Source organism: Pseudonocardia wallangbongensis (assembly GCF_054486945.1).
The window spans coordinates 97,255-114,457 of record NZ_JBRERS010000002.1; the positions used below are offsets into that span (position 1 = coordinate 97,255).

Here is a 17,203-nt window from a genome sequence, read left to right on the forward strand (position 1 = left end):
GCGGGCGCTTGCCAGACTGGAGCCGTGGTCGACGTCGCACGGGTGCTCGAAGTCGCACGGTCGGGAGCGGAGCAGGCGGTCGGATCGGCGCGGGCCGTGGTGGCGCTCACCCGCTCCGGCGTGGTCCGGCCGATCCGGCCGGACCGCCTGCTCCGCATGGCGGGCGGGCTCGCCCGCTACGGCCTGACGATCACCGCGGGTTATGCGGCGGGGGCGGCCAGGCACCCGGACCGCACGGCGATCGTCGACGACGCGGGCGCGCTCACGTTCGCCGAGCTGGCCACGTGGACCGACGCGGTGGCCCGCGGGCTCGCCGCGTCCGGGGTCGGAGCCCGCACCCGCGTCGGTGTGCTCTGCCGCAACCATCGCGGCGCGATCGCCGGGCAGGTCGGGGCGGGCAAGCTCGGCGCGGACGCCGTGCTGCTCAACGTCGGGTTGTCCGCCGCGCAGCTCCGCGAGGTCGCGGGCGAGCTGCGCCTGCACACGGTGGTGGCCGACGAGGAGTTCGGCTCCGCGCTCGCCGGTCTCCCCGAGCACGTCCGGGTGATCACCGACACCGCGCTCGGCGATCTCGACGGGCCCGGGCCGCTGCCGCTGCGGCCACCGACCGGGCACACGATCGTGCTCACGTCCGGCACCACGGGCACTCCCAAGGGTGCGCGCCGCCCGCCGCCGCACAGCATCTCCCCGGCCGCCGCGATCCTCTCGACGATCCCGCTGCGGGCCGGCGAGCCCGCGTTCATCGCGGCACCCCTGCTGCACACCTGGGGGTACGCCGCGCTGCAGCTGGCGGTGCTGCACGGCGCCCCGGTCGTGCTCGCCCGCAAGTACTCGCCCGCCGAGTTCCTGCGGGTCGGCGAGGAGCACCGGGTCGACGCCGTCTTCGCGGTGCCGGTGATGCTGCAGCGGGTGCTGGAGCTGCCCACGGCCGACCTCGGGAAGGCCTGGTCGGCGCATCGCCCCCGGATCGTCGCGGTGAGCGGATCGGCGCTGCCCGCCGAGCTGGCGACGACCTTCATGGACCGCTTCGGCGACGTCCTCTACAACCTCTACGGCTCCACCGAGGTCTCGTGGGTGAGCATCGCGGCCCCGGCCGACCTGCGGGCCGCCCCCGGCACGGCGGGTCGCGCGCCCGCCGGCACCCGGCTGGTGATCGTCGGCGACGACGACCGCCCGGTGCCGGCGGGCACCGAGGGCCGCGTGTTCGTCCACAACGACATGCCGTTCGCGGGCTACACCCGCGAGGGCGTCGACGTCCCGCGGCTCGGCGGGATGATCGGCACGGGCGACATCGGCCGCCTCGACGAGCACGGGCTGCTCCACCTCACCGGCCGCGCCGACGACATGATCGTCTCCGGGGGAGAGAACGTGCACCCCGGCCCGGTCGAGGACCTGATCGCGGCCAGGCCCGAGGTGCGCGAGGCCGCGGTCACCGGCGTCCCGGACGAGCAGTACGGCCAGCGGCTCGCCGCCTTCGTCGTGCTGGAGCCGGGCGCGCGGGTGAGCGCCGACGACGTCCGCGGCTGGGTGCGCGCCGAGCTGAGCCGGTTCGCCGTGCCCCGCGACGTCGAGTTCGTCCGGGAGCTGCCGCGCAACGCCGCCGGGAAGGTGGTGCACCGGGAGTTGCACGGTGAGCGGAGTCACCCATCGGAGTTAGGTAAGGCTTAGGTACTGTTGGCCGGTGGGTTCGGGTCCGAGGTGGCAGCGATGCAGCCTCCTCGCGCTCGCCGGTGAGGAGCAGCTCGCCGGTACCGCGCCGCGGGCCCGCCGGTGGGTGTGCGTGGAGCAGCGCGGTGCGTGGCCGAGCGACCTGTCCGCCCACCCGGAACCCGCGCTCGCCGCGCTCGCCGCCGCACCAGGCTGGCGCTTGCTGCTGATCCGGCGGCCCGGCCGCCGCGGCGAGGCTGGCGCACCGCTGCGCGTCTACCTCGCCGACACCTCGCCGGGCGCGAGCCGCGTCACCACCTTCACCGTCGGCGGGCCCGAGGAGCTCGCCGGTTTCGTCCCGCCGGGCCCCGACGAGCCGCTGCCCGGCCTCCCGGTCGCCGACCCGCTGCTGCTGGTGTGCACGCACGGCCGCCGCGACCGCTGCTGCGCCGTCGACGGCCGCGCGCTCGCCCTCTCCGTCGTGGACGCGGGGGAACAGCACGTGTGGGAGTGCAGCCACCTCGGCGGCCACCGGTTCGCGCCCACGGCGCTCGTGCTCCCCACCGGCTACGCGTACGGCAGGCTCGACCCCGCCGCCGCGATCGCCGCGCGCAAGGCGGCCTTCCCCGGTGAGGTCGACACCGCTCGCTGCCGCGGCCGCAGCACGTGGTCGCCCACGGGGCAGGTCGCGGAGCTGGCCGTCCGCGCCGCCACCGGCATGCGTGACGCCGACGCCCTGCAGGTCACCGACGCCGCGGGCGGTGCCGTCGTCTCCGCGCGCGACGGCCGCCGCTGGGCAGTGGACGTTTCCCCGATCGCCGGCGCGCCCCGCCCCCTGTCCTGTGGCACCGAACCCATCCCCAGCGAGTCCCTGCAGGCCACGGACATCCGCCCCCTCCGCTGATCCCATCCCCGCGAGTCGCGGTCCGGATGCGCGCGTCGGTCGTGAAGGCCGGCCGGGTGGCAGGCAGACTTCCCGGTATGACCGCCGCGCCGCTCGCCCCGCCGCTGCGCCCACCTGCCCACCAGGTGAGCCCGCGGGCGGTGCTGTGGTGGCGGCTGCGCGCCCTGCTGACGGTGCTGGTGGTCGCCGTCCCGCAGGCGGTGGTGGCGCTCGCGCTCGCGACGGACGCGCCGGGCTGGCTCGTGGCCACCGCGATCCTGACGGTGCTCGTCGGCCTCGCGTACGTGATCGCGGTCCCGCCGCTGCTCTTCCGCATCCACCGCTGGGAGGTCACCCCCGAGGCCGTCTACACGCTGTCGGGCTGGCTGGTCCGCGAATGGCGGATCGCGCCGATCTCGCGGGTGCAGACCGTCGACACGGAGCACGGTCCGCTGCAGCAGCTCCTGAAGCTCGCGAGCGTCACGGTGACGACGGCCTCGGCCCGTGGGCCGGTCAAGATCCGCGGCCTGGACGAGGGCGCGGCCGCGGAGCTCGCCCGCGTGCTCACGGAGACCACGCAGGCGACCCCCGGGGACGCGACGTGACGGGCGGGCCCGACGGGCCGCCCTGGCGGCGGCTGGACAGGCGGATGCTCGCGGTGACCCCCCTGTCCGGGGCGGTCCGCCTGCTGCCCGTCGCGGTGGTGCTGCTGCTGACCCGGCAGGGCGACGCGGTCGGGCGCCTGTGGGTGCCCCTCGGGATCGCACTGGCTCTCGTGCTCGCGGGTGTGGTGCGCTGGCGCACCACGCGGTACCGGATCACGGCCGACCGCGTGGAGCTGCACACGGGCTGGCTGCGCCGGCAGCGGCGGTCGGTGCCGCGGGACCGGGTCCGCACCGTCGACCTCACCTCGAAGGTCGTGCACCGCGTGTTCGGGCTCAGCGTCGTGCAGGTGAGCGCCGCGTCCGGCTCCTCGGGGGACAGCTCCGGGCTGAGCCTGGACGCCGTGAGCAAGGCCGAGGCCGACCGGCTGCGCCGCGAGCTGCTCGACCGGACCGCAACGGCGGCCGTGGAGCGTCCCGCCCAGCCGCAGGCCCATGAGCGAGCGCCAGCGAGCGAATCAATGTCACAGCGCCTGCGCGAAGCGCCGGCCGAGCGTCAGCGGGGCCGTGCGATCGAGTTGGCCCGGCTGCGGTGGTCGTGGCTGCGCTTCGCCCCGCTGACGTTCTCGTCGGTCGCCGGGGTCGGCGCGATCTTCGCCGCCGTCTACAACCTGTTCGACGACCTCGGCGTGGACCCGCGGGACGTCCCGGCCGTCGGCGAGGCCGCCCACCGCCTCACGACCGCCCCGATCTGGCTGGGCGTGCTCGTCGTCGGCATCGTGTTGCTCGGCGCCGCGGTCGTCGGCGCGCTGCTGCTCTTCGCCGAGCGCTGGTACGCCTACCGCCTCACGCGGGAGGCCGCCCCGGAGAACGGCGCCGGGGAGGGCGGCACGCTGCGCGTCAAACGCGGCCTGCTGACCCGCCGCTCCCTCTCGGTGTCGGAGCAGCGCCTGCGCGGTGCCGAGGTCGTCGAGCCGATGCTGTTGCGGGCCGGCCGGGGCGCGCAGACCCGGGCCCTGTCCACCGGCCTGTCCCGGGACGCCCAGGGCGGCGCCCTCCAGCCACCGGCGCCACGGGCCGAGGCGCACCGGGTGGCCTCGGTCGCGCTGCGCGAGCACCCCGGGCTGGCCACGCTCGCCCCGCTGCGCCGCCACCCCCGCGCCGCCCTGCAGCGCCGCCTGACCCGCGCGCTGCTGCCGGCCGCCGCGGTGGTGGTGACCGCGTTCGCGATCGGGCTCGCCGTGCCGGTTCCGTGGCTCGGGCCGGCGAGCCTCGTGCTGCTCCCGGCCGCCCTGCTGCTCGCCCTCGACCGCTACCGCAACCTCGGCCACCAGCTCACCGGGCGCCACCTGATCATGCGCCAGGGCTCCGTGCAGCGGCGGACGGTCGCCCTGCAGCGCGCCGGCGTGATCGGCTGGACGTTCCGGCAGAGCGTGTTCCAGCGTCGCGCCGGGCTGGTCGAGGTGGAAGCGGTGACGGCCGCGGGGGCGGGCGGCTACACGGTGCTCGACGTCGCCGCGCCCGACGGCGTGGCGCTGGCCGACGCGACGACCCCCGATCTGCTGACCCGCTTCCGGAAGTAGCTCGAGCCGGTCAGCGCCGCCGCCGCGTACCGAACAGGCCCCTCGTGACCTCCCGGCCCAGCGCGCTCGCCGCCGACCGCAGGAACGACTTCACCGCGGGCGAGCCGAGCACCTCGGCCACCATCCCCGGCTCCTCGCGACGCCGCTCCGGCTCCGGGGCGGGAGGAGGCGGCGGCGCGTCGGCCGGCTCCGGGGCGGGCGCCGCGATCTTCGCGGTCAGCTTCTCGTAGGCGGACTCGCGGTCGACCGTCTCGCCGTACTTCCCGTAGAGGGGCGACGCCTTCGCCGCCTCCGTGACGGCGTCGGCGCCGATCGCGGCCATCAACGAGCGCGGCGCCCGCATCCGGGACCACGCCACCGGGGTGGGGGCGCCGCGCTCGGAGAGCACCGTGACGATCGCCTCGCCGATGCCCAGCGACGTCAACGCCTGCTCCATGTCGTAGACCTTGGTCTTCGGGTACGTCCGCACGGTCTTGGACAGTGCGGTCTGGTCCTCCGGCGTGAACGCGCGCAGCGCGTGCTGGACCCGGGCACCCAGCTGCGAGAGCACCTCGTTCGGCACGTCGGTGGGCAGCTGCGTGCAGAAGAAGACCCCGACACCCTTGGACCGGATCAGCTTCACGGTCTGCTCGATGCGCTCCAGGAACGCCTTCGACGCGCCGTCGAACAGCAGGTGGGCCTCGTCGAGGAAGAACACGAGCTTGGGCCGGTCGAGGTCACCGGCCTCCGGCAGCTCCTCGAACAGCTCGGCGAGCAGCCACATGAGGAACGTGGACCACAGCCGCGGATTGGCCTGCTGCTCCGCCAGCTCCAGCAGCGTGACGACGCCCTTCCCGTCGACCTGACGCATCAGGTCCGCCGGGTCGAACTCCGGCTCGCCGAAGAAGTCGTCGCCGCCCTGCGCCTCCAGGTTCACCAGGGCCCTGAGGATCACGCCCGCCGTGGCCGAGGAGACCCCGCCGATGCCCTTGAGGTCGGCCTTGCCCTCGTCGGACGTGAGGTGCTGGATGACCGCCCGCAGGTCCTTGGTGTCCAGCAGCGGCAGCCCCTTCTGGTCGGCCCAGTGGAAGATCAGGCCGAGCGTGGACTCCTGCGTGTCGTTGAGGTCCAGCACCTTGCTCAGCAGGATCGGGCCGAACTGCGTGAGCGTGGCCCGGATCGGGACCGCCGGGCTGCCGGAGCCGAGCGACATGAACTCGACCGGGTACGCCGTGGGCGCCCAGTCGTCGCCGGTCTCCTGCGCACGCGACTCGATCTTCGGGCCGCCCTCACCGGGCCGGGCCATGCCCGACAGGTCGCCCTTGATGTCCGACAGCACAACGGGCACGCCCGCCGCGGAGAGCTGCTCGGCGATCCCCTGCAGCGTCTTCGTCTTGCCGGTGCCGGTGGCCCCGGCGACCAGGCCGTGCCGGTTGAGCATCGAGAACGGGATGCGCACCCGGGCGGTCGAGTCGACGGTGCCGTCGACCACGACGCAGCCCAGCTCGAGGGCCGCTCCTTCCGTCGCATATCCGGCGGCGATCTCCTGCGCGGCAGCCTGGGTCTCCACGACGCCGCAGCCTAGCGGCCCCCGCACCGCTCCCGCCCGCTGTCGGGGCGATCAGCCGGGTGGCGCCGGGGCGCACTCGGGGTCGTGGGCCGCGTGGAGGCGCGCGAGGTAGGAGTTGAGCGCCGACCTCGCACCGTTCTCGACGGTGTTCGACGCGTCGTGCATCGTCCTGCTCGTCGCGATCGCCGGCCGGGGGCTCGGCTGCGCCCGGGCGGCGGCATGACCGGCACGACGGGGAAGCCGATCTCCGACCGGCGACACGCACCGGAGCAGGCCCTCCACCCGGCCCGCGGGCATAGTGTGTCGCCGTGACGGAACGTCTTGTGTGGATCGACTGCGAGATGACCGGGCTCGACCTCGGCCGCGATGCACTGATCGAGATCGCCGTGCTCGTCACCGACGGCGACCTGAAGGTGCTCGGCGAGGGAGTCGACCTCGTCATCCACGCCGACGAGACCGCCCTCGCCGGCATGCCCGAGATCGTGCGGGAGATGCACGAACGGTCCGGGCTCACCGACGCCGTGCGCGCCTCCAGCGTCACCGTCGCGGAGGCCGAACGGCTCGCGCTCGACTACATCCGCCAGCACGTGCCCGACCCCCGCAGCGCACCCCTCGCCGGGAACTCGATCGCCACCGACCGCGCGTTCCTCGCCCGCGACATGACCGAGCTCGACGGCTACCTCCACTACCGCATGGTCGACGTCAGCTCCGTGAAGGAGCTCGCCCGGCGCTGGTACCCGCGCGTGTTCTACGCCAAGCCGGAGAAGGGCCTCGCCCACCGCGCCCTCGCCGACATCATGGAGTCCGTCCGCGAGCTCGAGTACTACCGCCGCACCCTCTTCGTACCCCCTCCCGGGCCGACCACCGAGGCCGCCCAGGCCGTCGCCGCGGCGCTCCCGGCAACCCGCTTCGAAGCACCGCAACCGCCACGCTAAACTCGATGTCGCATCCCCGGCCCAGCCGGGACGCATGGTGGGTGTAGCTCAGCTGGTAGAGCACCTGGTTGTGGTCCAGGAAGTCGCGGGTTCAAGTCCCGTCACTCACCCCATGCCGCGGCACCCCACCGCACGGCTCCCGGGACACGCGTGTTAGCGTTTCCGGGCGCCGAGCGGGAGGGCGCAACGGCAGGCGCCGCTAGCTCAATTGGCAGAGCAGCTGGCTCTTAACCAGCGGGTTCGGGGTTCGAGTCCCTGGCGGCGCACGGACGAGTCGGCGAGGTGTGTTCGCGGAAAGCGCGAACCGCATCTCGCCCTTCGTCATTCCGGGGGTACAACCCCCGGACCCCCGCCTAGCAACACTTGACTCACTTTGATCGTGAGGTCTCGCCACTTCTGGTCTCGGCCGCGGCGGCGTTCGGCGATCAAGGCGAGAAGGTCGCTAGTCGATCTTCAACAGCGACCATCATCCCTTGATCGCCGCCCTGACCTGCCGTTATCGGGTGCACATCGTCGTTGCCGCAACCATGGACAACCGATACCGCTGATCACGGGCCGCCACCCGGCGGCTGGATCCGGCAACAGCCTCATTTCGCCCGTTTTCGCGCCGAAGCGTTGACCATGTCCGCGAAGCCCGCCTCCGGTGGCGCCGCGCGCCCCCACGGGCAGGCCTTGGCCTGCCCGCGACGCTGCCCGTAGGGGCCGCAGGGGCGAGGGGCGGCCCCGCACCATGCGCGGCGCCACCGGAGGCCCGAGCCCGACGCCTGTCCTGCCTCGAAGGCGAGCAGAACGCCCCGTCACACACCAACTTCGGCGCCGGCACACCAACTGCAGTTCATGTGTGAGCGCGGATGTTCGTGTGTGACCGGCCCGGAGCCGCCGAGGTCCAAGATCAGCGCGACGCCCTCGTGTTCTGGAACGCCGCGATCTTCCAGTCCTCCCCCTCCCGCACCAGGACGAAGGACACGACCGAGGCCCGGTCGGACGGGACCCCCTCCTGCCCCGGCGGCCGGGTGCCGCCGGCCGCGACCACGTGTGCCACGTCCGCACCCAGGTACCGGACGGGGGTGGCCGTCGGCGGCTCCATCCGGAAGCCGCGCAGCGGGCCGGCGAACAGCGCCCGGTGGCCCTCCTCGATGGCGGTGCGGCCGCGCACGACCGTGCCGTCGAAGATCACGTAGGTGGCGTCGGGGGTGAACAGTTCGGCGTAGCTGGTGGCGTCGCCGTCGTTCCAGGCGGCGGCGAGGCTGGTCAGGGTGTCCTCGACGGACGTGGGCATGTCGGGTTCCTTCCGGTGAGCGTGGGTGGACGCGACGCGACGCTCACCGGTGCAGTTCCCGCCGAGCGCGGCTCGGGTCGCCGAAGCGGTCGGGTCCGGGTGGGGCGCGGCAACGCCACCGCCCGGACCGCTGCGATCAGGTCACGGGTGGCACCTCCAGCTCGCGGATGTCGGCCGGCCAGTCGAGCCGGCCGGCGTCGAGGTCGGCGAGCAGGCCGGCCACCCAGTCGTGTTCGGCCGTGAGGCGCGCGATCTCGAACTCGGCCTCCACGAGCAGCAGGCGCGGCAGCCCCGACACCCCGGCGAGCGCCGCCCGCACGCCGTCGACCCGCCGCTCCAGCTCGGCCCGGCGCACGTCGAGCGCCGCGCGTGCCTGCGGCGCCGGCAGGCAGCCCAGGAACGAGAGCGCGGCGACGAACAAGGTGGTGTCCGGGTCCGGGTGCTCGAGCAACCGCCGCACCCGCTCCTGGAGCTCCGCCCGGCCGGCGTCGGGGAGGCCGTACACGGTGCGCTCGGGACGTCCCTCCGCCCGATCGGTGCGCACGACCTCGATCAGCTCGGCGCGCAGCAGCCGCTCCACGGCGTGGTACATGCTGCGCGGCAGCCCGGTGACGAAGTCCTTGTGCGTATCGATCATCAGCCGGTGCATCTCGTACGTGTGCCGCGGCCCCGTCATGAGCAGGGCGAGCACCGTGAGCGCCGGGAGGTCCCGGTCGACGCGTTGCAACGACATCCACACCTCCTAGTGCAGGATGCAGTATTGCATCCTGCACTAGGAGGTGGCGATCAGCACTCGGTCTTGTAGAAGTACTGCGACTGCGCGTCCATGTCGGCCTGGGTGATCGCGACCAGGTCGGTCTGGATCTCCCGCTCCACCGGCTTGCCCTCGATCGCCGCCACGACCTGGTCCACGCCCTCGCGCCCGATCGTGGCCGGGTCCTGGGCGATCAGGGCGGCCACCTCGCCGGAGCGCATGGCCTCGACCTGGTTCGGGCTGGCGTCGAACCCGACGAGTTGCACCTGCCCGGTCTTGCCCGCGTTGCGCAGCCCGGTGGCCGCCCCCTCGCCCGTGTTCAGGTTGGTGGCGAACACCGCCGCGAGGTCGGGGTCGCTGGACAGCTTCGCCGACACCTTCTGCGCCGCCACCGACGGCTGGTTGTCGGTGTACTCCTGGCCCGCGTAGGTGATGCCGGGGTGGTTGGCGATCTCCTCCTCGAATCCCTTGGCCCGGGCATCGGTGGTGGACGTGCCCGCCTTCGTGTTGAGCACCATCACCTTGCCCTTGTCGCCGAGCAGCTGCGCCACCGTCTGCGCGGCGAGCCGCCCGCCCTGCTCGTTGTTCGAGGACACGGTCGAGAGGGCGACCGACTCGTCCTGGAGCCGCGTGTCCACCTCGACGACCTTGATGCCGGCGTCCTTGAGCTGGGTCATCGGGTTGGCGAGCGCGACGTCGTCGGTGGGCGCGATCAGGACGCCAGCCGGTCGCGTCGCGAGCACGCCCGTGACGATCGGGGTCTGCAGGGCCGCCTCGAACTGGTCGGGGGCCTGGGTGTCGAGCTGGTACCCCAGCTTGGCGGCCTCCTCCTGGGCGCCGCACTGCATCGAGATGTAGAAGGGCTCGGCCTTGACGCCCGGCAGCAGCACCAGGTTCTTGTTGGCCGGGGCCTCGGCCTCACCGCCCGAGCCCTGGCCGATCGTCCCGCTGCTCCCGCAGCCGGCCGCGATCAGCGCCAACGCCGCCGCGACCGTCGCCGTACCCACTCGCGTGCGATTCATCGCGCTCCTCCCTCACCCGCGGTCCCGGGACCGCCGCCGCACCTGGTCGAACCAGACGGCGGCCACCAACACAGCGCTGATGGCCACCGGCTGCCAGAACTGTTGCACCCCGACGATGACGAAGCCCTTCGTCAGCACCGCGGGAATGAACACGCCGATCACCGAGCCGAACACGGTGCCGACACCGCCGAACAGGCTCGTGCCACCCAGCACGACCGCGGCGATCGCGTTCAGGTTGTCCGTCGAGTGCCCGCTGATCGTGGTGGTGCCGAAGTAGGCGAGCGACATGAACCCGGCGAGCCCGGCCAGCAGCCCGACGCCCGTGTAGACGCGCACGAGGTGGCCCCGCACCGGGATCCCGGCCCGCCGCGCCGCCTCGGCGCTCGACCCGACCGCGAACGTCCGGCGGCCGAACCGGGTGGTGTGCAGCAGCCACGCGCCCGCCAGCGTCACGACGGCGGCCAGCGCCACCATGTGCGGCACCTGGAAGGTCTGCCCGAAACCCAGCCCGTCGCGCAGCGCCTTCGGCACCGTGCGCACGTCCACGCCGTCGGTGATCAGCTGGGCCGCACCGAGCGCCGCGCCGAACGACCCGAGCGTGACGATCAGCGGTGGGATCCGCGCCATCGCCACCAGCAGCCCGTTGAGCAGGCCCCAGGCTCCGCCGCCGACCAACGCGCCGAGCAGCCCGAGCAGGACCACGCCCGGCCCGGCGTTCGACGCGTCCCCGCCGGTGAGCGCCTCCATCAGGGTGGCCGCGACGACGCCCGCGAAGACGAGGACCGACCCGACCGACAGGTCGATACCGGCCGTGATGATCACGAACGTCATCCCGACGGCGAGGACGAGCAGCACGGACGCCTCGATCAGCAGCGTCTGCAGCGTGAAGAGGGTGGGGAACGCGTCCGGGCGCAGCACGCTGAACAGCACGCACAGCACCACCAGCACCAGCGCGATCCAGAACGTCGACGCGGCGGCCATCCGCTGGACGAACGAGCGCTGGGCCGGCTCCCGGACCTCGGTCTCGGTCACCGCTCCTCCTCCTGGGTGAGCGCACCCGTCATGGCACCGACCAGCTGCTCGAGCGTGACGTCGGACGCCGTGAAGCGGGCGACGCGCGCCCCCAGCCGCAGCACCTCGATCCGGTCGGCCACGGCGAGCACCTCGGGCATGTTGTGGCTGATCAGCACGACCGCAACGCCGGTGTCGCGCACGTTGCGGACGACGTCGAGCACCCGCTCGCGCTGCACGACCCCGAGCGCGGCCGTCGGCTCGTCGAGGAAGACGACGCGGCTCGCCCACACCACCGAGCGGGCCACCGCGACGCTCTGGCGCTGGCCGCCGGACAGCGACCCGATCGGGACGTCGAGGTCCTGCAGGGTGACGCCGAGGCGCGAGAACTGCTCCGCCGCCTGGCGGCGCATCGCCTGCTTGTCCAGCATCCCGAGCGCACCCAGCAGCCCGGGGCGGCGCAGCTCGCGGCCGAGGAACAGGTTGGCGGCGGGATCGAGGTCGGGCGCGACGGCGAGGTCCTGGTACGCGGTCTCGATGCCGTGGGCGCGCGCGGCGGTCGGCGAGTCCAGCACGACCGGCGAGCCGTCGATGAGGATCTCCCCCGAGTCCGGTTGCTCGACCCCGGACAGGCATTTGACCAGCGTGGACTTCCCGGCCCCGTTGTCGCCGATCAGGGCGACGACCTCCCCGGCCGAGAGGTCGAACGACGCCCCGCGCAGCGCCTGCACCGAGCCGTAGCTCTTGCGCAGGTCGCGCGCCTGCAACAGCGGGGTCGTCCCGTCACCCGTTCCCGTCACATCGGCCCCCCTCACGACCCAGCGCCTCAGCTTGGACCTCCGGAGGCGTTCTGTCGATCACTCGACGGGTCCGAGGTACGTCGCGTCGTCGAGGACCACGCCGTCGGCCAGGACGCAGGCGACTCCACCTCGAGCAGCACGCGGCGCCCGGGGTCCCACGACTCGCCGTGCTCGGCCTCGAACCGCGCATCCGTCATCGCGCTCTCCTCGTCGTCACACGACCGACGACCCCGCGGGACGCCGGCCGGTCGGGAAGGCGGGAGGATCCTCGCAACGAGAGGAGCTCGCGATGACTGCGGCCGGGAGCGCGCCGCGCACCGGTGCACCGGCGTGGCCCCGGATCGCGCACGCGCTGGCACCGGCCGGGATCTACCTCGGCGTCCGGGCGGTGGGCATCGCCGTGCTCGCCCTGATGGCCGGCGGGTCGCAGGTGGTGCCGAAGCTCACCAGCTGGGACGCGGCGTGGCTGCTCGCGATCGCCGAGCACGGGTACGGCGGCGTCCCCGCCGACATGGTCGACGCGTTCGGCAACCACACCCCGGACACGCCCCTGGGCTTCTTCCCGGGCTACCCGGCGTTCGTCGCCGCGGTGGGCGTGCTGACCGGCGGCAACCTCGTCGCGGCCGCCCTGCTCACCGCGGCGGTCGCCGGCGTGGCCGCCGCGTACGGGTTGACCCGGATCGGGGAACTGCTGCCCGGCGGGTCCCGGCGCACCGGGTTGCTGCTCACGGCCCTGTTCGCCGCCACGCCGATGAGCATCGTGCTGTCGATGGCCTACACCGAGGCACTCTTCTGCGCGCTGGCGGCGTGGGCGCTGGTCGGGGTGCTGCGCGAGCAGTGGCTGCTCGCGGGGCTCGGCGCGGCCGCGGCCGGGCTGGTGCGGCCGACCGGGTCCGCCGTGGTGGCCGCCGTCGGCCTGGCGGCGCTCGCGGCCGTGCTCGCCCGGCGTGACGGGTGGCGGCCCTTGGTGGGCGGCCTGCTCGCCGGCACCGGTTTCCTCGGCTACCTCGGCTGGGTCGCCGCCCGGACGGGCGCGCTCGACGGCTGGTTCCGCATCCAGCGCGGCGGCTGGGGCTGGTACCTCGACGGCGGCGCCGCCACCGCCCGCTACCTCGGGAGCGCGCTCGCGGGGGGCGAGCGCGTGTTCGACGCCGTCACGGTGGTCGCGCTCGTCGGCAGCCTCGTGCTGCTCGGTCTCACGGTCACGCAGCAGACACCGTGGCCGCTGGTCGTGTACGGCGCGCTCGCGCTGGTGCCGGTGTGGGGCACCCACGGCCTGATGAACGCCAAGCTGCGGCTGCTCATCCCGGCGTTCGTGCTGCTGCTCCCGGTGGCGTCCGGCCTGGCAAGGCGCCGGCCGGGCACAGCCGTGGCGGCGGTGGTGGCCGCCACGCTCGCATCGGCCTGGTTCGGCGGCTACGCCCTGACGATCTGGCGGTACGGGATCTAGACGGTTGGTCGCACACACCGTCCGGGGTCCGCACACATGGTCGGACATGTGTGCGGTGCCGCGTCAGTGTGTGCGGTGGGGTCGTCCCCTAGCTGTGCTCCTCGTCGGCCGTCGCGCGCTTGTGCGCCCGCAGCGAACCGGCGTGCGCCGTGGCCGTGGGGTCGTTCCGGGTCTTCACCAGGCTCGCCACCGTGACGATCACCAGCACGCCGATGATGACGCCGAGGCTGACCGGGGTGGTGATCTCGGGGACGGCGGTGGAGATGTCCTCGTGGGCCCAGTGCAGGATCAGCTTGACGCCGATGAAGCCCAGGATGATCGCGAGCCCGGTGGACAGGTAGACGAGCCGGTCGAGCAGGCCCTTCACCAGGAAGTACAGGGCGCGCAGGCCGAGCAGGGCGAACGCGTTGGCCACGAAGACGATGTAGGCCTCGGACGTGACGCCGAAGACCGCGGGGATCGAGTCGAGCGCGAACAGCAGGTCGATGCTGCCGATCGCGATGAGCACGACGAACAGCGGCGTGAACATCCGGCGGCCGTCGACGCGAGTGACGATCTTGCCGCCGACGTACTCCTCGGTGATCGGCAACGCCCGGCGTGCCGTGCGCACGATCGCGTTGTCCTCGACGTCCGGGTCCTCGTCGCGGTGCCGGAACAGCTGGACCGCCGTGTAGATCAGCAGGAGCCCGAACACCAGGAACATGAACGAGAACAGCGACAGCAGCGTGGCGCCGAGCGCGATGAAGATCGCGCGCATGATCAGCGCGAGGATGATGCCGAAGGTCAGCACCTTGTGCTGGTGCTCCTCGGGCACCGCGAACGTCGTCATGATGATCACGAAGACGAACAGGTTGTCGACCGAGAGGCTCTTCTCGACGATGTAGCCGGCGAAGTACTGGGTGCCGAAGTCGCCGCCGTAGGCCATGGCGAACCAGACCCCGAACGCGACGGCCACCAGCACGTAGAAGACCGACCAGGCGGTGGCCTCGCGGAAGCCGACGCGGTGTGGCCGCATGGCGGCGATCACCAGGTCGAGCGCGAGGAGCGCGACGACCACCCCGATCGTCAACGCCCAGGTGAGCCCGCTGATCTCGAGCACGCGTTCCTCCGCCCCGTGTCATTACCCGCTCTTTACCCAACGAGCGTAGCGACGCACCGGTTCCGCATCGGCCGACGCTACCGGGGGAGGCTCGCCCGAACCGTGTTAGTCGCTCCTCCGGGTGGGTAGGCCCGGGGCGCCGCCGTCCGGTGGCGTACCGACCCGAGGAGGAACCATGGCTCTCGACGACGATGACATGACCACGACCGGTGGCGGTGGGGCCGAGGGTCCGGCGGACGCGGGCGCAGGCAGCGGCACGCCGGGGGTCCGGGACAGCGGCGCCGACAGCGGCGCCGAGGGGCCGGAGGACGCAGGCGCAGGCGGCACCCCGGGCGTCGAGGACGGTGGAGCCGACGGCAGCGCCGAAGGCCCCGCCGACTCCGGGGCCGAAGGCGGCACGCCGGGTGTCTCGGACGGGGGCGCGGACGGGGGCGCCGACAGCGGTGCCCGCTGAGACCACCGCCCGGGTGGCCGGGCGCGCCGAGGACGTGCGCCCGGCCACCCCGCTCTCCCGCGTCACCGGGCTCGCGGCCGCCGAGTTCGCGGACCGGCACTGGGGACACACCCCGCTGCTCGCCCGGGGGCGCGACCGGGACGGGTTCCGCGACCTGCTCGACCTCGACGGCGTCGACGAGCTGCTGTCGCGCCGCGGGCTGCGGACCCCGTTCCTGCGGCTGGCCCGCGACGGCGCGGTCGTCGACTCCCGCTCGTTCACCGGATCGGGTGGCGTCGGGGCCGAGATCGCCGACCAGGTCCGCGACGACGCCGTCGGGGCACTCTTCGCCGACGGCACCACGCTCGTCCTGCAGGCGCTGCACCGCACCTGGCCGGCCGTCGCCGCGTTCGCCACCCGGCTCGGCGCCGAGCTCGGGCACCCCGTGCAGGCGAACGCCTACGTCACCCCGCCGCAGTCGCGGGGGTTCTCCGCCCACTACGACGTGCACGACGTGTTCGTGCTGCAGCTCGCCGGGCGCAAGCACTGGACGGTGCACGCGCCCGTGCACCCCGACCCGTTGCGCGACCAGCCCTGGAACGACCACGCGGACGCCGTGGCCGCCCGCGCCCGCGACGACGCCCCCGACCTCGACGCGGTACTCGAACCCGGCGACGTGCTCTACCTCCCGCGCGGCTGGCTGCACGCGGCCACCGCACTCGGGGGTGTCTCGGCGCACCTGACCGTGGGCGTGCACGTCGTCACCCGGTTCGCCCTGGTGGAGGCGCTGACGGCGCTCGTGGCGCACGACCCGCGGCTGCGGGCGTCGCTGCCGCTCGGCGTCGACGTGGCCGACCCGGCCGCGCTCGCCCCGCACCTCGACGCCGTGCGCGACGCGCTCACCGGCGCGCTGGCCGGTGTCGACGCCGGGGACGTGGCCCGGCACGTGCGCCGGCAGGTGTGGCAGGGCGGGCGGCCGGAGCCGGTGGGCCCGCTCGCGGCGGCCGCGTTCACCGCGGGCCTCGCGGCGGGCGACGCGGTCCGGCTGCGGCTGGGCCTGCCGCACCGGCTCGTCCGGTGCGGGGAGCGGGTGCGGCTGGAGCTGCCCGACCGGCGGATCGAGCTGCCGGTCGCGTGCGCGGAACCGCTGCGCGCGCTGCTCTCCGGAGAGGCGTCTCGCGTTGGTAGCCTTCCCGGGATGGACGAAGCCGACCAGCTGGTGCTGGTGCGCCGCCTCCTGCGGGAGGGCGTGCTGGTGCCGGCGTCCCGGACGTGACGGGCCCCTGGCCGCGCTGCTCGTTCGCCGCGCAGGCGGCGGGTGACCCGATCGAGGGCACGGCCCCGCCCGGCGACCGCTGGCTGCTCGTCGAGCACCCGGGCCCGTGGCCCGCGCAGGCGCTGGCCGCGCTGCCGGTCGCGGTGGCGGCCGAGCTGGCCGGCTGGGCGGCGCGGTCGAGGGGCAGGGTGGTGCTGGTCCGGCGACCCGGGCGGGCGCGAACCGGCGGGCGCCGCCGCTGGTTCCGGGTCGACACCCGGCCGGGCCACGAGTCGGTGCGGACGGGCACGTACGCCGCCGAGTCCCGGCTGCCGGCCGTCGTCGACGCATCCGGCGAGCCGTACGACGGCCCGCTGGTCCTCGTCTGCGCCCACGGCCGGCACGACACCTGCTGCGCCGTCCGCGGCCGCCCCGTGGCCGCGGCGCTCGCCGCCGAGGACCCCGAGGCGGTCTGGGAGACCACACACGTGGGCGGGTGCCGCTTCGCGCCCGCCGTGATCCTGCTCCCCCACGGCTACGTGCTGGCGGGCCTCGACCCGGCCGACGCACCCGCCGTCGTCGACGCCTACCGCGGCGGCAGCGTCGTACCGGGACTCCTGCGCGGCCGGACGGCACTGCCGCCCGCCGTCCAGGCCGCACAGCACCACGCCCGGCCGGCCACCGGCGCCACCGGCGTGGACGACCTGCGGCTCGTGCACGTCACCGGCGACCACCATCCCGACGGCGGCACGGACTGGCACGTCGAGCTCGCCGGCCCCGACTGCTCCGTGCTCCTGCGGGAGCGGTTCGTCGACACCGGGCGCCCGCTCACGTGCGCGGCCGCCCATTCCGGCCGGATGCGGGTCTTCGAGCTGCGGAAGCTCGGCATCCCGTAGGAGGG

The 17,203-nt window shown here is 74.0% G+C and carries 16 protein-coding genes and 2 tRNA genes; 11 read left to right on the forward strand and 7 right to left on the reverse strand.

The features are described 5' to 3' along the window. Window positions 1-24: 24 nt before the first annotated feature. The 4 genes from ACU436_RS06845 (at window position 25) to ACU436_RS06860 (ending at window position 4,715) form a co-directional block, all read left to right on the forward strand. The gene (locus tag ACU436_RS06845) at window positions 25-1,668 is read left to right on the forward strand and encodes an AMP-binding protein (protein WP_459022808.1); all 1,644 of its coding nucleotides are present in this window, start codon (window positions 25-27) and stop codon (window positions 1,666-1,668) included. A gap of 13 nt (window positions 1,669-1,681) precedes the next feature. Then, entirely contained in the window at window positions 1,682-2,551 is an 870-nt protein-coding gene (locus ACU436_RS06850; RefSeq protein WP_459022810.1) for a sucrase ferredoxin, read from the forward strand. A 77-nt stretch (window positions 2,552-2,628) separates the two neighbouring features. After that, the gene (locus ACU436_RS06855) at window positions 2,629-3,135 is read left to right on the forward strand and encodes a PH domain-containing protein (protein WP_459022812.1); all 507 of its coding nucleotides are present in this window, start codon (window positions 2,629-2,631) and stop codon (window positions 3,133-3,135) included. Continuing rightward, a complete protein-coding gene (locus ACU436_RS06860; RefSeq protein ID WP_459022813.1) occupies window positions 3,132-4,715 on the forward strand; it encodes a PH domain-containing protein in 1,584 nt (527 codons plus the stop codon). The genes ACU436_RS06855 and ACU436_RS06860 overlap by 4 nt, the downstream gene beginning before the upstream one ends. Before the next feature lie 10 nt (window positions 4,716-4,725). Here the strand turns inward: ACU436_RS06860 and ACU436_RS06865 are convergent, their stop codons facing one another. Beyond that, entirely contained in the window at window positions 4,726-6,264 is a 1,539-nt protein-coding gene (locus tag ACU436_RS06865; RefSeq protein WP_459022815.1) for a helicase HerA-like domain-containing protein, read from the reverse strand. A 308-nt stretch (window positions 6,265-6,572) separates the two neighbouring features. On the opposite strand from ACU436_RS06865, the gene orn reads away from it, so the two are divergent. The 3 genes from orn to ACU436_RS06880 all read left to right on the forward strand — a co-directional run bounded on the left by orn (window position 6,573) and on the right by ACU436_RS06880 (window position 7,465). Then, window positions 6,573-7,199 carry an oligoribonuclease gene (gene orn / locus ACU436_RS06870; RefSeq protein WP_459022817.1) on the forward strand — a complete coding sequence of 209 codons (627 nt, stop codon included), beginning with the start codon at window positions 6,573-6,575 and terminating at the stop codon, window positions 7,197-7,199. Between the two features lie 37 nt (window positions 7,200-7,236). Next, window positions 7,237-7,312 (forward strand) — tRNA-His (locus tag ACU436_RS06875). A gap of 80 nt (window positions 7,313-7,392) precedes the next feature. Next, window positions 7,393-7,465 (forward strand) — tRNA-Lys (locus ACU436_RS06880). Window positions 7,466-8,091: 626 nt separating this feature from the next. On the opposite strand, the gene ACU436_RS06885 is transcribed toward ACU436_RS06880, so the two are convergent. The 5 genes from ACU436_RS06885 to ACU436_RS06905 form a co-directional block, all read right to left on the reverse strand. Next, window positions 8,092-8,478, reverse strand: coding sequence for an SgcJ/EcaC family oxidoreductase (locus ACU436_RS06885; protein ID WP_459022819.1), 387 nt, complete (start codon window positions 8,476-8,478; stop codon window positions 8,092-8,094). Between the two features lie 136 nt (window positions 8,479-8,614). Beyond that, window positions 8,615-9,211, reverse strand: coding sequence for a PadR family transcriptional regulator (locus ACU436_RS06890; protein ID WP_459022820.1), 597 nt, complete (start codon window positions 9,209-9,211; stop codon window positions 8,615-8,617). A gap of 53 nt (window positions 9,212-9,264) precedes the next feature. After that, window positions 9,265-10,254 carry an ABC transporter substrate-binding protein gene (locus ACU436_RS06895; RefSeq protein WP_459022822.1) on the reverse strand — a complete coding sequence of 330 codons (990 nt, stop codon included), beginning with the start codon at window positions 10,252-10,254 and terminating at the stop codon, window positions 9,265-9,267. 12 nt (window positions 10,255-10,266) lie between these two features. Beyond that, window positions 10,267-11,235 (reverse strand): ABC transporter permease, encoded by a 969-nt coding sequence (locus ACU436_RS06900; protein WP_459024275.1) that lies wholly within the window; start codon window positions 11,233-11,235, stop codon window positions 10,267-10,269. A 47-nt stretch (window positions 11,236-11,282) separates the two neighbouring features. After that, entirely contained in the window at window positions 11,283-12,065 is a 783-nt protein-coding gene (locus ACU436_RS06905) for an ATP-binding cassette domain-containing protein (protein WP_459022824.1), read from the reverse strand. 289 nt (window positions 12,066-12,354) lie between these two features. Between ACU436_RS06905 and ACU436_RS06910 the strand changes: the two genes are divergently transcribed. Next, window positions 12,355-13,515: a hypothetical protein gene (locus tag ACU436_RS06910; protein WP_459022826.1), complete on the forward strand. Its 1,161-nt coding sequence runs from the start codon at window positions 12,355-12,357 to the stop codon at window positions 13,513-13,515. Between the two features lie 88 nt (window positions 13,516-13,603). On the opposite strand, the gene ACU436_RS06915 is transcribed toward ACU436_RS06910, so the two are convergent. Further along, window positions 13,604-14,614 (reverse strand): TerC family protein, encoded by a 1,011-nt coding sequence (locus tag ACU436_RS06915; RefSeq protein WP_459022827.1) that lies wholly within the window; start codon window positions 14,612-14,614, stop codon window positions 13,604-13,606. A 175-nt stretch (window positions 14,615-14,789) separates the two neighbouring features. Between ACU436_RS06915 and ACU436_RS06920 the strand changes: the two genes are divergently transcribed. The 3 genes from ACU436_RS06920 to ACU436_RS06930 are packed head-to-tail and all read left to right on the forward strand — an operon-like array spanning window position 14,790 to window position 17,198. Continuing rightward, window positions 14,790-15,068, forward strand: a complete 279-nt coding sequence (locus ACU436_RS06920; RefSeq protein WP_459022828.1) for a hypothetical protein — start codon at window positions 14,790-14,792, stop codon at window positions 15,066-15,068. After that, entirely contained in the window at window positions 15,058-16,323 is a 1,266-nt protein-coding gene (locus ACU436_RS06925) for a cupin domain-containing protein (RefSeq protein WP_459022829.1), read from the forward strand. The genes ACU436_RS06920 and ACU436_RS06925 overlap by 11 nt, the downstream gene beginning before the upstream one ends. Continuing rightward, entirely contained in the window at window positions 16,320-17,198 is an 879-nt protein-coding gene (locus tag ACU436_RS06930) for a sucrase ferredoxin (RefSeq protein ID WP_459022831.1), read from the forward strand. Before ACU436_RS06925 ends, ACU436_RS06930 begins: the two co-directional genes overlap by 4 nt. Window positions 17,199-17,203 lie beyond the last annotated feature (5 nt).

What these genes read in the sequence shown, in the direction of transcription:
- ACU436_RS06855 (WP_459022812.1), top strand. Translation starts at nt 2,629, where the DNA reads ATGACCGCCGCGCCGCTCGCCCCGCCGCTGCGCCCACCTGCCCACCAG.
- ACU436_RS06885 (WP_459022819.1), bottom strand. Translation starts at nt 8,478, where the DNA reads ATGCCCACGTCCGTCGAGGACACCCTGACCAGCCTCGCCGCCGCCTGG.
- ACU436_RS06890 (WP_459022820.1), bottom strand. Translation starts at nt 9,211, where the DNA reads ATGTCGTTGCAACGCGTCGACCGGGACCTCCCGGCGCTCACGGTGCTC.
- ACU436_RS06895 (WP_459022822.1), bottom strand. Translation starts at nt 10,254, where the DNA reads ATGAATCGCACGCGAGTGGGTACGGCGACGGTCGCGGCGGCGTTGGCG.
- ACU436_RS06900 (WP_459024275.1), bottom strand. Translation starts at nt 11,235, where the DNA reads ATGGCCGCCGCGTCGACGTTCTGGATCGCGCTGGTGCTGGTGGTGCTG.
- ACU436_RS06910 (WP_459022826.1), top strand. Translation starts at nt 12,355, where the DNA reads ATGACTGCGGCCGGGAGCGCGCCGCGCACCGGTGCACCGGCGTGGCCC.
- ACU436_RS06920 (WP_459022828.1), top strand. Translation starts at nt 14,790, where the DNA reads ATGGCTCTCGACGACGATGACATGACCACGACCGGTGGCGGTGGGGCC.